A 14,144-nucleotide genomic window follows, 5' to 3' on the forward strand; every position below is an offset into this window, starting at 1 on the left:
GTCACTCCGGTATCAGGCCAATCCTTTTCGCCTCGGTCACCGCCTCGCCGCGCGAGAACACGCCGAGCTTGCGGTAGATCGCGGTGGCCTGACTCTTGGCCGTCTCCCGGCCGATCACCAGTTCCTCGGCGATCCGCTGCAGCGAGAGGTGGCTGGCCAGATGCGGCAGCAGGCGCAGCTCCGCGGCGGTCAACGGCCGGGCGCCGCCGACCGCCATGGCCTTGACCCGGTCCACCCTTTGCACCAGCGCCACCGCCTCGGGCTCGCGGTGACGAGTCCGCTCCGCGGCCGCCAGGTGCCGGGCCAGCAGCGCCGGGTCCTGGATCACCGCGGCGGTCCAGGCCAGCAATCCGTGCCCCAGAAGTGCTGTGCGCGCCGACAAATGACCCAGCTGCGCCAGCAACGTCTCGGTCACCACCACCGCCTGCCGGACGCCGGCCAGATCGGCCACGCGCGCGGCCATCACCGCACTCGTCGCGTACACGACGATCATCGGCACGACGTCGCACAGGTCGTACTTGTCCACCAGCGTCTGCGCCGCCTCGCTGCGTTCCACCGCCGCTTCGTCGTCACCGTCGGCCAGATCGAGCAGCGCCAGATGTGCCAGTGCCGCGGCATGGAAACCCGGCAGGTCGTCGATGACCGGCAGCGCGGCGTCGAGGAGCGCGCGGGCGCGTGTCGGATACCCGCGCATGGCCTCGGCGGTGCCCTTCATCACCGTGGCCGCTCCCCACCACGGGTTCACCAGATGGTCCCCGGCCGCGCGGACCACGTCGGCCTGACGCACCACATCGCCGACCCCGCCCGCGCCGAGCAGCGAACTGATGAGCGCCACTGCGACTTTGACCGACGGTGTGCCGTCCGAGAGTCTGTGCCCGCGATCAGCGCGCACCGCCAGCATCAGTGACCGCTGGATCAGCTCGGCGTCGGCGGTCGTGACGCCCAGCCACGCGCGCGCCACCGCCGCGTCCGGGTACTCGGCGAACGTGCGCGCGTCCAGCATCGCCAGCCGGCGGGCCAGCACCCCGGCACGGCCGTCGAAGCCCAGCCGGACCGCTTCGCGGCACACCAGCGCCGCCGCGCGCCCGCGGTCCCCGGCGTCGAGAGCCTGCAGCAGCGCGCCGTCGATGTCGCCGTCGCGTTCCAGCAGATCAGCTGCGCGCCTGGCCAACTCGCGGAAGCGGGCGGGGTCGGTGTCGCGCAGCCGGCCACGCAGCACATCGCCGAACAGATGGTGGTAGCGGTACCACACCCGATGGTGGTCCAGAGCGATCAGGAACGGATTGCCCGAGGCCGCGACAACGGCCAGCATGGGGCCGGCATCGTCGCGCCCGAGCACCGTGTCGAGCTGCTCGGCGGTAAACCGCCCGAGCACCGCCGACTCGACCAGGAACGTCGCGGTCTCGGCATCAAGCCGGTCGAGGACCTCCTCGACCACATAGTCGACCACCAGATTGTCGCGTTCGGCCAGCGCTTCCAGCGCGGTGCCGTCCCGCAGCGCCATCGCCGTCAGGATCACCCCGGCGGGCCAGCCTTCGCACAGTTCGACCACCGACGTGACGGTCGCATGGTCACACCGGCCACGGATGGAGGTGAGCACCTCGTCGGCTTCCTTCGCCGAGAACCGCAACACCTCCTGGTCGATCGCCACCACGGCGTGCTCCTGGAGTCGGCGCCGAGCCAGGCCCAATGGCAGCATGTGCCGGCCCAGCAACGCGGTGACGGTCGTCGCCGGCGCCTCGGCGATGAGCAACTGCAGCGCGGCGGCCGCCGCGGGAGCCGACAGCTTGTGCACGTCGTCGAGCAGGATCACCAGTGGCCCGCGGGCCTCGAGTTCCTGCACCACGGCCGGCACCAGGTGGGTCAGCGGATCACGGCCGGGTCCGCGCAGGTAGCGCAGCAGTTCGCTGTCGTCGTCGGTGAGGTGGACGACGGCGGTCGCGATGTGCAACAGCAGGTGCGCGGGATCGTCGTCGAGGTGGTCGAGGCGCGCCCAGGCGAACGGACGCTCGTCGGCGGCGTCCCACAGCGCCGCGGCGGTGGTTTTGCCGTAGCCGGCCGGCCCCGAGACGACCACGACGTCACCCCCGGCCGAGGCTTCCAGCCGCGCGAGGACCTCCGGCCGGTCGACGACCCGGTCGGCGATCCTGGGCCGGCCGATCGTCGCTGCCGGAATCCTGGGACGCCAGTCCCCCGCGATCACCTCCCGAGCGTATGCCGGATACCACGTGACGTGCCGGTTTTCGCATATTGGCCAGTTGAGCGGAGGACATGTCGGTATCTGGGGGCACCATGGACGCATGTCCGTGCCGACCGATCCGCTGGGGCGCTTCTCCGCGCTGACGCGCGAATGGTTCGCAGGCACCTTCGTCGAGCCCACTCCGGCGCAGGCCCAAGCGTGGAAGGCGATCGCCGACGGGGACAACACTCTGGTCATCGCGCCGACCGGGTCCGGCAAGACGCTGGCGGCGTTCCTGTGGGCGATCGACGGGCTGGTCCGCGAACCGCAGACCGAACGCGGCACCCGGGTCCTGTACGTCTCGCCGCTCAAAGCGCTGGCCGTCGACGTCGAACGCAATCTGCGCACCCCGCTGACCGGGATCTCGCGCATCGCCGAGCGCACCGGGCAGCCGCCGCCGGCCATCAGCGTCGGCGTCCGCTCCGGCGACACCACGCCGAGCGCGCGGCGCGCGCTGATCGCCACCCCACCCGACATCCTGATCACCACGCCCGAGTCGCTGTTCCTGATGCTGACCTCCGCGGCCCGGGACACCCTGAGCCAGGTGCAGACGGTGATCGTCGACGAGGTACACGCCGTCGCGGCCACCAAGCGCGGCGCGCACCTGGCGGTGTCGCTGGAGCGACTGGACGCGATGCTGCAGCGGCCGGCCCAACGGATCGGGCTGTCGGCGACCGTGCGCCCGCCCGAGGAGGTGGCGCGGTTCCTGTCCGGCACCGCCCGCACGACGATCGTCGCGCCGCCGGCGGCCAAGACGTTCGACCTGACCGTGCAGGTGCCGGTGCCCGACATGGCTTCGCCGGACACCCAGTCCATCTGGCCCGCGGTGGAGGAACGCATCGTCGACCTGATCGAGGCGCACAACTCCTCGATCGTGTTCGCCAACTCACGCCGGCTGGCCGAGCGGCTGACCGCCCGGATCAACGAGATCCACGCCGAACGCGCCGGCGTCGAGCTCGGCGCGCACAACCCCGGAGTGGCGGGCGGCGCACCGGCGCACATGATGGGCAGCGGGCAGACGTTGGGCGCGGAGCCGGTACTGGCCCGGGCCCACCACGGCTCGGTCAGCAAAGAGGCCCGCGCCGACGTCGAGGACGCGCTCAAGAGCGGGCGGCTCAAAGCCGTGGTCGCGACGTCCAGCCTGGAACTCGGCATCGACATGGGCGCGGTCGACCTGGTGATCCAGGTGGAGACGCCGCCGTCGGTGGCCAGCGGACTCCAGCGCATCGGCCGGGCCGGCCACCAGGTCGGCGAGATCAGCCAGGGCGTGCTGCTGCCCAAACACCGCACCGACCTGATCGGGTGTGCGGTCAGCGTGCAGCGGATGCTGGCCGGCCAGATCGAGACGATGCGGGTGCCGGCCAACCCGCTGGACGTGCTCGCCCAGCACACCGTGGCGGCCTGCGCGCTGGAGCCGATCAACGCCGAGGCCTGGTTCGACACCGTGCGGCGCAGCGCGCCGTTCGCCACTCTGCCGCGCAGCGCGTTCGAGGCGACGCTCGATCTGCTCTCGGGTAAGTACCCGTCCACGCAGTTCGCCGAGCTGCGGCCGCGCATCGTCTACGACCGCGACGCCGGCACCCTGACGTCTCGGCCCGGCGCGCAGCGGCTGGCCGTCACCTCCGGCGGCGCGATCCCCGACCGCGGCCTGTTCACCGTGTACCTGGCCACCAACGCCGACTCCGACAAACCCTCGCGCGTGGGTGAACTCGACGAGGAGATGGTCTACGAGTCCCGCCCCGGCGACGTGATCTCGCTGGGCGCGACCAGCTGGCGGATCACCGAGATCACCCACGATCGGGTGCTCGTCATCCCCGCCCCGGGCGAGCCGGCCCGGCTGCCGTTCTGGCGCGGCGACGGTGTGGGGCGGCCCGCCGAGCTGGGCGCGGCGATCGGCGCGTTCACCGGAGAGCTGGCCCGGCTGGACCGGGGGAAGTTCGAACAACGCTGCCAGACAGTGGGATTCGATGCTTTCGCGACCGACAACCTGTGGCAGCTGATCTCCGAGCAGCGGGAGGCCACCTCCACCGTTCCGTCGGACACCACACTCGTGGTGGAGCGGTTCCGCGACGAGCTCGGCGACTGGCGCGTCATCCTGCACTCGCCCTACGGTCTACGCGTGCACGGCCCGCTGGCGCTGGCCGTCGGCAAACGCCTCTACGAGCGTTACGGCATCGACGAGAAGCCGACCGCCTCCGACGACGGCATCATCGTGCGGCTACCCGACACCGACGACACCGCCCCCGGCGCAGACATCTTCGTGTTCGACCCCGACGAGATCGAACCCCTGGTCACCACGGAAGTCAGTTCGTCGGCGCTGTTCGCGTCCCGGTTCCGGGAGTGCGCCGCCCGCGCGCTGCTGCTGCCACGCCGCCATCCCGGCAAGCGGTCCCCCCTGTGGCACCAGCGCCAGCGCGCGGCCCAGCTGCTCGACGTCGCCCGCGGCTACCCGGACTTCCCGATCGTGCTCGAAGCCGTCCGCGAATGCCTGCAGGACGTCTACGACGTGCCGATGCTGACCCAGCTGATGTCGCGTGTCGCGCAGCGACGGGTGCGCCTGCTCGAGGTCGAGACGTCGACCCCGTCACCGTTCGCGGCGTCGCTGCTGTTCGGCTACGTGGGCGCATTCATGTACGAGGGCGACAGCCCGCTGGCCGAACGCCGCGCCGCCGCACTGTCTCTGGATCCCACGCTGCTGGCCGAACTGCTCGGCCGGGTGGAGCTGCGCGAACTGCTCGACGGCGACGTGGTGGCCAACACCGCGCGCCAGCTGCAGCACCTGGCGTCGGACCGGCAGGCCCGCGACGCCGAGGGCGTGGCCGATCTGCTGCGCCTGCTCGGCCCGCTGACCACCGAGGAGATCGCCGCCCGGTGCACCTCCGACGACATCGGCGGCTGGCTGGAAGGACTGCTGAGCACCAAACGCGTGTTGCAGGTGTCGTTCGCCGGGCAGACGTGGTGGGCCGCCGTCGAGGACATCGGACGGCTACGCGACGGCGTCGGCGTGGCGGTGCCGGTCGGGGTCCCGATGGCGTTCCTGGAACCGGTCGTCGACCCGCTGGGCGAACTGCTGTCGCGTTACGCCCGCACCCGCGGACCCTTCACCACCGCCGACGCGGCGACGCGGTTCGGGCTCGGCCTGCGGGTGGCCGCCGACGTGCTGGGCCGGCTGGCCGCCGACGGAAAACTGGTGCGTGGCGAGTTCACCGATGTGCCAATCGATTCCGGTGATCAGTGGTGTGACGCCGAAGTGCTGCGCATACTGCGGCGCCGCTCGCTGGCCGCGCTGCGCGCGCAGATCGAGCCGGTCAGCACCGCGGCGTTCGGCCGTTTCCTGCCGTCGTGGCAGATGCTGGGCAGCGACACGGTGTCGGGCGTCGACGGGCTGGCCGCCGTCATCGACCAACTCGCCGGTGTGCCGATGCCGGCCTCGGCCGTCGAGCCGCTGATCTTCGGGCAGCGGGTGCGCGACTACCAGCCCGGCATGCTCGACGAACTGCTGGCCTCCGGCGAGGTGCTGTGGTCGGGTGCCGGGTCGCTGTCGGCGGCCGACGGCTGGGTGGCGTTCCACCTCGCCGAGACCGCGCCGTTGTCGCTGGCGCCGCCCGGCGAGCTCGACCTCACCGACGTCCACCACACGATCCTGGGCGCGCTGTCCGGCGGCGGGGCCTACTTCTTCCGGCAGCTCTCGGTCGACGGCGTTACCACGGAATCACTGAAAGAAGCCCTGTGGCAGTTGATCTGGGCCGGGTACGTGGGAGGTGACACCTTCGCTCCGGTGCGGGCCCTGCTGGCGGGCACCCGCGGGTCGGGGCAGCGCCGCTCGGCCACCCCCTCGCACCGGCACCGGCGGGCCCCGCGGTTGAGCCGCTACAGCCTGAGCACGTCGAGCCTGAGCGCGCACCGCGACTCCGACCCGACGGTGGCCGGACGCTGGTCGGCGCTGCCGATCGCCGAGGTCGACACCACGCTGCGGGCGCACTATCAGGCCGAGCAGCTCCTGACCCGGCACGGCGTGCTGACCCGGGGCGCGGTGGCGGCCGAGAACGTGCCCGGCGGGTTCGCCTCGATGTACAAGGTGCTGACCACGATGGAGGAGGCAGGCCGGTGCCAGCGCGGGTACTTCGTCGAATCACTGGGGGGCGCCCAGTTCGCGACGGCCAGCACCGTCGACAGGCTGCGCAGTTACGCCGACAGCATCGACGACAAACAACACACCCTGCGCGCGATCGCATTGGCGGCCACCGACCCGGCCAATCCGTACGGCGCTGCGCTGCCCTGGCCGGCGCGCGGCGGCGAGGGTGACACCGCGCACCGGCCCGGGCGCAAGGCCGGCGCGCTGGTGGTGCTCGTCGACGGCGAGCTGGCATGGTTCGTCGAGCGGGGTGGCCGGTCGCTGCTGAGCTTCACCGCCGACGCCGAAACCGCCAACGCCGCCGCCGCGGTCCTGGCCGAACTGGTGTCACGGCAACGGGTTCCGGGTCTGCTGGTGGAGCGCGTCGACGGGATCCCGGTGCTGGAGAGCCGGGAGTCGGTGGTAGTGGAGGCGCTGGCGACAGCGGGCTTTTCGCGCACCCCCCGCGGCCTGCGGCTGCGCTGATGCCCGAGGGAGACACCGTCTTTCGCGCGGCCGTGAAACTGCGTGAGGCGCTGGAGGGTCGGGAGCTGACCCGCTGCGACGTCCGGGTGCCCCGGTATGCGGCGGTCGACCTCAGCGGTCAGGTCGTCGACGAAGTGCTCAGCCGCGGCAAGCACCTGTTCATCCGGGTCGGGCAGGCCAGTATCCACTCGCACCTGAAGATGGACGGCGCCTGGGTGATCGGCCGGGTCCGGGTGCCGGCGTACAAAATCCGCATCGTGCTGGAGACCGTGCAGTCGCGGGCGTTCGGCGTCGACCTGGGGGTGCTGGAGGTCCTGGACCGGGCCACCGACATGGACGCCGTCGCCCACCTCGGCCCGGACCTGCTCGGCCCCGACTGGTCGGCGTCCGTGGCGGCGGAGAACCTGATGGCCGACCCGTCACGCCCTCTGGCCGAGACGCTGCTGGACCAACGCGTGATGGCCGGCGTCGGCAACGTCTACGCCAACGAGCTTTCCTTCGTGTTCGGGCTGCGGCCCGGCACCGCCGTCGGTGAGGTGTCCGACCCGCTGCGCCTGGTCAACCGTGCACAGCAGATGTTGTGGCTCAACCGAACCCGTATCAACCGCACCACGACCGGCAACACCCGGCCTGGCCAGGACGTGTGGGTGTACGGCCGGGCCGGCCTGCCGTGTCGCCGCTGCGGTACGCGGATCGAGACGGACAAGGGCGGCGACCGCGTCACCTACTGGTGCCCCACCTGCCAACGGTAGGAAAGAGTCATCCAATGCACCAATCGCACGGGTGTAGCTGCTCCTGTTATCGCTGGTGACGCGGTTCGACGACCTGGTATCTCAAGGTGCGCGACCGCTACACCCGGCGCAGGGCGGTCTCGTCGGCCGGCACCCCCGCGACGATCACGTTCCACACCAACACGGTTCCGACCGTCAACGATGTCACATCCTCGAAACTCAGCCACAACATCCGGGTCATCAACAGAGCTCACGATCTAGCGTGTGATCACAGCTAGTGAACCGCGGCAGTTGATATCACAAAGAACCGACCGCTCAGCCTCGCCGACACTGGCCGAGAGCGTCTATCAGCAGATCCGCCGCAGCATCCTCGAAGGCCGCATTGCCCCGGGCACACGGGTGTCGATTCGTTCCCTCGCCGAGTCGGTCGGGGTGTCGACGATGCCCACTCGCGAAGCGTTGAAGCGTCTGGGCGTCGAGGGGCTCGTCGAGTTCGACCGCAGGTCGGTCACCATCACGATGTTGTCCCCTAATGCAATTCGTGAACTCTTCACCATCCGACTTCGACTCGAGTCGCTGGCGACTGAATGGGCGCTACCGCAATTAGACGCCGAGACGAGCGTCGCGCTGCGATCGATCCTGGATCGGATGGCGGTTCCCGGCACCGGTGCGCACGCGTGGCGGGAGCTCAATCGTGAGTTTCATCAGACCTTCTACGCCTGCGGCAACAGCCGGTACCTGCTCGAACTGATCCACAACATCTGGGACCGCATCCAGCCGTACATGGCGATCTACGCGTCAGCAATGCACGACTTCACCGAAGCCGATCGACAGCACGAGCAGATGTACCAGCTGATGCTCGAACGCGACCTCGACGGTCTTCTCGACGCCACGAGTAAGCACCTCGAACACACCGCAGAAACCATTATCGGCGCGCTTGGTGACGGCGCCACCGACAAGGGAGAAAACGTGAACTACGAAGAGCTGTCGATCAGTTCATTTCATCGACTGATCGAGACCGGTGCGAGCACGAGCGCTGACCTCACCGCGTGGTACCTCAAGCGCATCACGGCACTCGATGCAATCGACAACCCCGAAGGACCACAACTGAACTCGGTCGTCACCCTCAATCCCACAGCACTCGACGACGCGCGCTCCATCGACGAACGATATGCCCGCACCGGCACCCTTGTCGGTCCGCTGCACGGTGTGCCCATCCTCGTCAAGGATCAGGGCGAGACCAAGGGCATCCCCACGGCATTCGGTTCCAAGGCATTCGCCGACTACATCCCGGAGGCCGACGCCACCGTGATCGAGCGGCTGCGCAATGCCGGAGCGGTCATCCTGGGCAAGACCGCCATGTGTGACTTCGCCGCGGGATGGTTCTCCTTCTCCTCACGCACCGAACACACCAAGAACCCCTACGACCTCGATCGTGAGACCGGCGGCTCCAGTGCAGGCACCGCCGCGGCAGTGGCTGCGAACCTCTGCCTGGTGGGCATCGGCGAAGACACCGGCGGGTCGATCCGCCTGCCCGCTTCGTTCAACAACCTGTTCGGTCTGCGCGTGACCACCGGCCTCATATCGCGGACCGGCTTCTCACCGCTCCTGCACTTTCAGGACACGCCAGGTCCAATGGCCCGCAACTTATCCGACCTCGCCGCTGTCCTCGACGTCATCGTCGGCTACGACCCCACTGACTCCTACACCGCACTCGCAACCGCCAGCTCGGACGTGGGCAACTACGTCAAGGCGATAGACGGCGTAGGCGCCGAGACGTTGTCCGGCTTTCGTGTGGGTGTGTTGTCCGACGCCTTCGGTTCCGGCGACGACCAGGAACTGACCAACGGAGTTGTGCGCTCCGCCCTCGAGAAACTGCAGCAGCACGGGACCGCTGTCGTCGACGACCTCGTTCTCGGCGACCTCGAGTCCTGGGTCGCCGGCACGTCGCTGTACACCATTCAGTCCAAGACCGACCTCGAGACCTTCCTTTCGTCGCGCACGCACAACGGACCGACGTCGATCCGCGACATCGTCGACTCCGGGGACTGGCACCCTCTCACCGATCTCCTGGCCGACATCGCCGACGGTCCGGACCGACCCGAAGACGACCCGGAATACTTCAAAAAGCGTCTGCAGCAGGAAGAATGGCGACGCACGCTATTGGCGATGATGGCCGACGCGGAAGTCGACTTCCTCGTCTATCCGACAGTCCAGGTGCCGGCACCCACCCGCGCGGACCTCGCCGCCAAGCGGTGGACAGCGCTGGATTTCCCGACGAACACCGTCATCGCCTCACAGACGTCACTGCCTGCGATCAGCATCCCGGTGGGCTTCACCGACACCGGCTTGCCCGTCGGACTCGAGGTGGTGGGGCGGCCACTGTCCGAACAAGCGCTCCTTCGTTTCGCCCGCGCCTGGGAACTGGCCGAATCTCCCCGCCGCCAGCCGAGCATCGGCCTCCTGCGCACAGGTGTGACCGCGTGACGGCCGTCGATCTCAACGCCGACCTGGGCGAGAGCTTCGGCGTGTACGCCTACGGCGCCGACGACGAGATGATGCCGATGATCACCTCGGCGAATATCGCCTGCGGCGCCCACGGCGGCGACCCGGCGGTCATGCGGCGCAGCGTCGACCTCGCCCGTACGCACGGCGTCGCCATCGGCGCGCATGTGGGCCTGCCGGACCGACTCGGGTTCGGCAGGCGGGAGATCCCCACCACGCCGCAGGAGGCATACGACCTCTGCCTCTATCAGGTGGGGGCGCTGCAAAGCTTCGTCCGCGCGCGGGGATCCGTGATGCAGCATCTGAAACTGCACGGGTCTCTCTACATGATGGCCAACCGCGATCCCGGTCTCGCCGAGGCGGTCTGTCAGGCCGTCGCCGATCTCGATCCCGCGTTGTACATCTACGTTCTCCCCGGATCGGCGCTGCGCACCGCGGCGGTTGAGTGCGGGATCGCGCCGGTGATCGAAGTGTTCGCCGACCGCCCGTACCATAACGGGATCGTCCAGATGTACGACCGCACAACCGAACTCATTGGTGGCCCGGATGAGGTGATTGCGCGCACGCTGTCACAACTGGAGACGCTCGACGAGTCCGATACGCGGTCCGTGTGCCTGCACAGCGACACCCCCGGCGCTCCGGCTCTTCTCGCCGCACTACGTCACGCCCTCGTCGACGCGGGCTACACCTTTCGTTCGCCACGAGCGACCACGCCCGCGTCAGTGACGACGCGAGAACCCATCCTGGCCGCCGCCTCGGCGGTGCCGACCATTTCGGAGAGTGCCTCATGACCAACTCCACCCGCAGTACGTCAACCGATGCCGCATCGCAGGACACCCGACCAGCTGAGGGTCCGCTACACCTGGAATCGGAGTTCGAGGACCGTCCGGTCCCGCAGTCGCACCGCAGATCGACCCTGTCGGTATCCGCAGTGTGGTTCGGATTCCCGATGGTTCTCACGTGCGCCATCTTCGGTGGCACCATCGTCTACGGCCTGGGCTTCTGGAAGGGGGTTCTGGCCATCGTCGTCGGCAATGCGGTGTTGTTCGGCTACGTCGGGGCGCTGTCCTACCTAGCTGGGAAGACCGGCAAGAACTTCGCGCTCAGTGCCGCCGAGACCTTCGGACGCTACGGGTCCAAGATCGTCACCGGATTCCTTGCGACCGTCGTCATCGGGTGGTTCGCCTTCCAGACCGGCCTGACCGGCGCGACGCTCAATGTGTCGCTGGGCTGGAACGAGACCCTGATCGTGCTCATCGCCGGACTGCTCTACATCGGCGTGACCTTCATCGGAATTCGTGCACTGACCGTCATCGGCATGATCGCTGCGCCCTTGTTCGTCATCCTCGGGCTCGTAGCGGTCATCCTCGTCACCCGCGACAACGGCTGGAGCGGGGTCACCTCGTACGAAGGCGGCGCAAGTAGCGCGACCGTCCTGTCGATCGGCGCCGCGGTGACAATCGTCGTCGCCAGCTTCATCGACTCCGGCACCATGACCGCCGACTTCACCCGCTGGTCCAAAGGTGGCAAAGAGGCGGTCATCGCCACCTTCAGCGCATTCCCGATCGCCAACATGATCGCCATGCTCACCGGTGCGGTGATCGTCGCTGCGGGCGGCGCACTCAATCCCGCCACCGACGGTGGCGACTTCCTTCCGATCCTCGTCGACCACGGCGCGGTGCTGGCCGTCCTCGCCGTGATCTTCGTCTTCGTCAACCTCGGCTCGGTGTGCGCGCACTGCCTGTACAACGGTGCGGTCGGGTGGAGCCAGCTGGTCGGTTCCAAGATGCGCGTCCTGACGCTGGTGCTGGGCGCCGCCGGTCTGGCGATCGCATTGGCCGGCGTCTGGAGCCACTTCCCCACCTGGCTGAACCTGCTGGGCATCTTCGTGCCGTCGATCGGTGCGGTGGTGATCGTCGATCAGCTCCTCACCCGGCGCGCCACCTCCCGTGAGCTGACGACGTTCCGGACACAGCCGTTCGCCGCCTGGATCATCGGCGCAGCCTGCGCCTACGCGGTGCATCACTGGGCGCCCCAGCTCAGCGAGGCCGTCGTCGGGATGGTCTGCGCCGCAGCTGCGTACTTCCTGATCGACATGGTCTCGCACCGCAGGGCCACGCGGGCAGAGGCGGCCGTCGCATGAGCGGACTCGACGGACTGAACCCGACGCCCGGCGCGCTCGTCCTGGGACTGGTGCAGGCTCGGGTCCCCACCATCAGGGAACCGTCCGACCTGAAAATAACCGCTGAACGCCTGGCCGGAATCGTGAGAGGTGCCAAGAAGGGCATGAGCTCACTTGACCTCGTGGTGATGCCGGAATACAGCATCAACGGATTGGACCCCGACACCTGGCTTGACGACACGCTGCTGTGCGATCGGGACGGACCGGAGATGACGCTGCTGGCCGACGCCTGCCGCGACGCCGGTGTCTGGGGCTGCTTCTCCATCATGGAGCGCAACCCCTCAGGTGCCCCGTGGAACTCCGGCATCATCGTCGACGACCAGGGCCGGGAACAGCTCTACTACCGCAAGATGCATCCGTGGGTGCCAGCGGAACCGTGGGCGCCGGGCGACCTCGGCATCCCGGTATGCGACGGGCCCTCCGGTTCACGGCTGGCGCTCATCATCTGCCACGACGGAATGCTGCCCGAGATGGCGCGCGAAGCAGCGTACAAGGGCGCCAACGTAATTCTGCGTACGGCCGGATACACCTATCCGATTCAGCACTCGTGGCGGATCACGAACCAGACCAACGCCTTTCACAACCTCGCCTACACCGCATCGGTCGCGCTCGCCGGACCCGACCAGAACCACATCTGGTCGCAGGGCGAGGCCATGGTCTGCGACGTCGACGGGACCATCCTCGTGTCCGGCGACGGCACCCCCGACCGCATCGTCACCGCGGAGGTTATCCCGTCCCGCGCAGACGAGGCCCGACGCACCTGGGGTGTGGAGAACAACATCTACCAACTCGGTCACCGTGGCTACACGGCAGTACCGGGCGGTGCCCGCGACTGCCCTTACACCTTCATGCAGGACCTCGTCGCCGGCGAGTATCGGGTGCCGTGGGAGGACCAGATACACCACGTGGACGGCACGGGAGCCGGCTGGGGTCCGCCGGAATCGGTGCGGGCAGTCTGAGACACCACGGCGCGACGACCATTCGCACGTGGAACGCGTCGACCTCCGATCCGTGGGCGATGCCTGAAACCACCTCCAGCGCGATCCCGAGACCCTTGACTTCATCGCGCAACGAGGCGGGGATGGAAGGTGATGCACCCGCAGGCGGAACTGCGCCACCGGCTGTACTCCAAGCGGTCATGACCCGTTTGGCCCATGAGGCGGCCGGGCTCAGCGTCCCCCACGTCACGGGCCGGGCCGGCTCGGCCTGACGGCCGCGTGGAATGCGGTTTCGGCGCTAGGCGGTGCAGGCGCTAGACGGTGCAGTCGACGCCGGCGACGTCGCGGGCGATCACGCACGCCGACGGATTGGACAGCTTCCACGCGCCGTCCTGCTCGACCCAGTAGATGTCGTGGGTCTTGGTGCCGAAGATCGGGATGGTCACCGCGATCTGCGCGTCGAGCCGGTCGCCGTTGAGCACCGGGTTCTGCACCTGCCAGTTCACCATGCCGCCGTAGGTGTTCAGGCGGTTGGCGATGTTGTCGGCGGTCGGCACCGCGGCGTCGCCGCCTGCCAGCTTCGCCGCCCGCTCGCTCGCCGGAGCCCCGGTGTTGAGCACCTGGCGCAGCTCGGCGGTCAGCTGACCGGCGTCCGGGACCGGCTGGGCCCACGCCACCCCCATGCCGCCCACGGCACCTGCAGCCACCACCGACATCGCCGCCAACGCAGCACGCATAAAAAGCTTCCTTCCGCACAGAGGGTCCGACCCAGCCCACACCCCACCACGGGGCGGCCCTTGCCACAAGACCTACGTCCCGGAGCCGGAAAGCGAGTAGCGCACTACTCAAGCCGCTTAGCACCAAGACATCAAGACTGCATTTGTCATCGATCCCGCAGATGCACTACCGGGAAGGAGATCCCATGAAGGTCGCCAGGGTGCCCTTCTCG

At 68.7% G+C, this 14,144-nt stretch carries 9 protein-coding genes and 1 pseudogene; 7 read left to right on the forward strand and 3 right to left on the reverse strand.

Features of this window, described 5'->3' with window-relative positions; translation table 11 throughout:
• Window position 1: 1 nt before the first annotated feature.
• Window positions 2-2,203: a winged helix-turn-helix domain-containing protein gene (locus MVA01S_RS03505; protein ID WP_003929342.1), complete on the reverse strand. Its 2,202-nt coding sequence runs from the start codon at window positions 2,201-2,203 to the stop codon at window positions 2-4.
• 97 nt (window positions 2,204-2,300) lie between these two features.
• Here MVA01S_RS03505 and MVA01S_RS03510 point away from each other — a divergent pair, with 97 nt between their 5' ends.
• Both MVA01S_RS03510 and nei2 read left to right on the forward strand, forming a co-directional pair.
• Window positions 2,301-6,839, forward strand: coding sequence for an ATP-dependent helicase (locus tag MVA01S_RS03510; RefSeq protein ID WP_003929341.1), 4,539 nt, complete (start codon window positions 2,301-2,303; stop codon window positions 6,837-6,839).
• The gene (gene nei2, locus MVA01S_RS03515; protein WP_003929340.1) at window positions 6,839-7,591 is read left to right on the forward strand and encodes an endonuclease VIII Nei2; all 753 of its coding nucleotides are present in this window, start codon (window positions 6,839-6,841) and stop codon (window positions 7,589-7,591) included. The genes MVA01S_RS03510 and nei2 overlap by 1 nt, the downstream gene beginning before the upstream one ends.
• A gap of 97 nt (window positions 7,592-7,688) precedes the next feature.
• On the opposite strand, the gene MVA01S_RS31845 is transcribed toward nei2, so the two are convergent.
• Window positions 7,689-7,811 carry a hypothetical protein gene (locus MVA01S_RS31845; RefSeq protein ID WP_255251671.1) on the reverse strand — a complete coding sequence of 41 codons (123 nt, stop codon included), beginning with the start codon at window positions 7,809-7,811 and terminating at the stop codon, window positions 7,689-7,691.
• 23 nt (window positions 7,812-7,834) lie between these two features.
• Here MVA01S_RS31845 and MVA01S_RS03520 point away from each other — a divergent pair, with 23 nt between their 5' ends.
• From MVA01S_RS03520 to MVA01S_RS32285, 5 genes and pseudogenes are all read left to right on the forward strand, one after another.
• The gene (locus tag MVA01S_RS03520; protein ID WP_237024346.1) at window positions 7,835-10,057 is read left to right on the forward strand and encodes an amidase family protein; all 2,223 of its coding nucleotides are present in this window, start codon (window positions 7,835-7,837) and stop codon (window positions 10,055-10,057) included.
• A complete protein-coding gene (locus MVA01S_RS03525) occupies window positions 10,054-10,866 on the forward strand; it encodes a 5-oxoprolinase subunit PxpA (protein WP_003929338.1) in 813 nt (270 codons plus the stop codon). Before MVA01S_RS03520 ends, MVA01S_RS03525 begins: the two co-directional genes overlap by 4 nt.
• Entirely contained in the window at window positions 10,863-12,218 is a 1,356-nt protein-coding gene (locus MVA01S_RS03530; RefSeq protein ID WP_003929337.1) for a cytosine permease, read from the forward strand. The genes MVA01S_RS03525 and MVA01S_RS03530 overlap by 4 nt, the downstream gene beginning before the upstream one ends.
• Complete coding sequence (locus MVA01S_RS03535; RefSeq protein ID WP_003929336.1) at window positions 12,215-13,216, forward strand: formamidase; 1,002 nt, start codon at window positions 12,215-12,217, stop codon at window positions 13,214-13,216. The genes MVA01S_RS03530 and MVA01S_RS03535 overlap by 4 nt, the downstream gene beginning before the upstream one ends.
• Window positions 13,217-13,220: 4 nt before the next feature.
• Window positions 13,221-13,461, forward strand: a pseudogene (locus tag MVA01S_RS32285) (biotin carboxylase); the annotation flags it as partial.
• Window positions 13,462-13,509: 48 nt separating this feature from the next.
• Here MVA01S_RS32285 and MVA01S_RS03540 read toward each other — a convergent pair.
• Entirely contained in the window at window positions 13,510-13,932 is a 423-nt protein-coding gene (locus MVA01S_RS03540) for an MTB12 C-terminal domain-containing protein (RefSeq protein ID WP_003929335.1), read from the reverse strand.
• Between the last annotated feature and the right edge of the window lie 212 nt (window positions 13,933-14,144).

The organism is Mycolicibacterium vaccae NBRC 14118 = CIP 105934, from assembly GCF_001552715.1.
Lineage (GTDB): Bacteria > Actinomycetota > Actinomycetes > Mycobacteriales > Mycobacteriaceae > Mycobacterium > Mycobacterium vaccae.

Bases quoted from the DNA above. Each gene is read 5' to 3' on its own strand.
- MVA01S_RS03535 (WP_003929336.1), top strand. From the start codon at position 12,215: ATGAGCGGACTCGACGGACTGAACCCGACGCCCGGCGCGCTCGTCCTG.
- nei2 (WP_003929340.1), top strand. From the start codon at position 6,839: ATGCCCGAGGGAGACACCGTCTTTCGCGCGGCCGTGAAACTGCGTGAG.
- MVA01S_RS03510 (WP_003929341.1), top strand. From the start codon at position 2,301: ATGTCCGTGCCGACCGATCCGCTGGGGCGCTTCTCCGCGCTGACGCGC.
- MVA01S_RS03530 (WP_003929337.1), top strand. From the start codon at position 10,863: ATGACCAACTCCACCCGCAGTACGTCAACCGATGCCGCATCGCAGGAC.
- MVA01S_RS31845 (WP_255251671.1), bottom strand. From the start codon at position 7,811: ATGACCCGGATGTTGTGGCTGAGTTTCGAGGATGTGACATCGTTGACG.
- MVA01S_RS03540 (WP_003929335.1), bottom strand. From the start codon at position 13,932: ATGCGTGCTGCGTTGGCGGCGATGTCGGTGGTGGCTGCAGGTGCCGTG.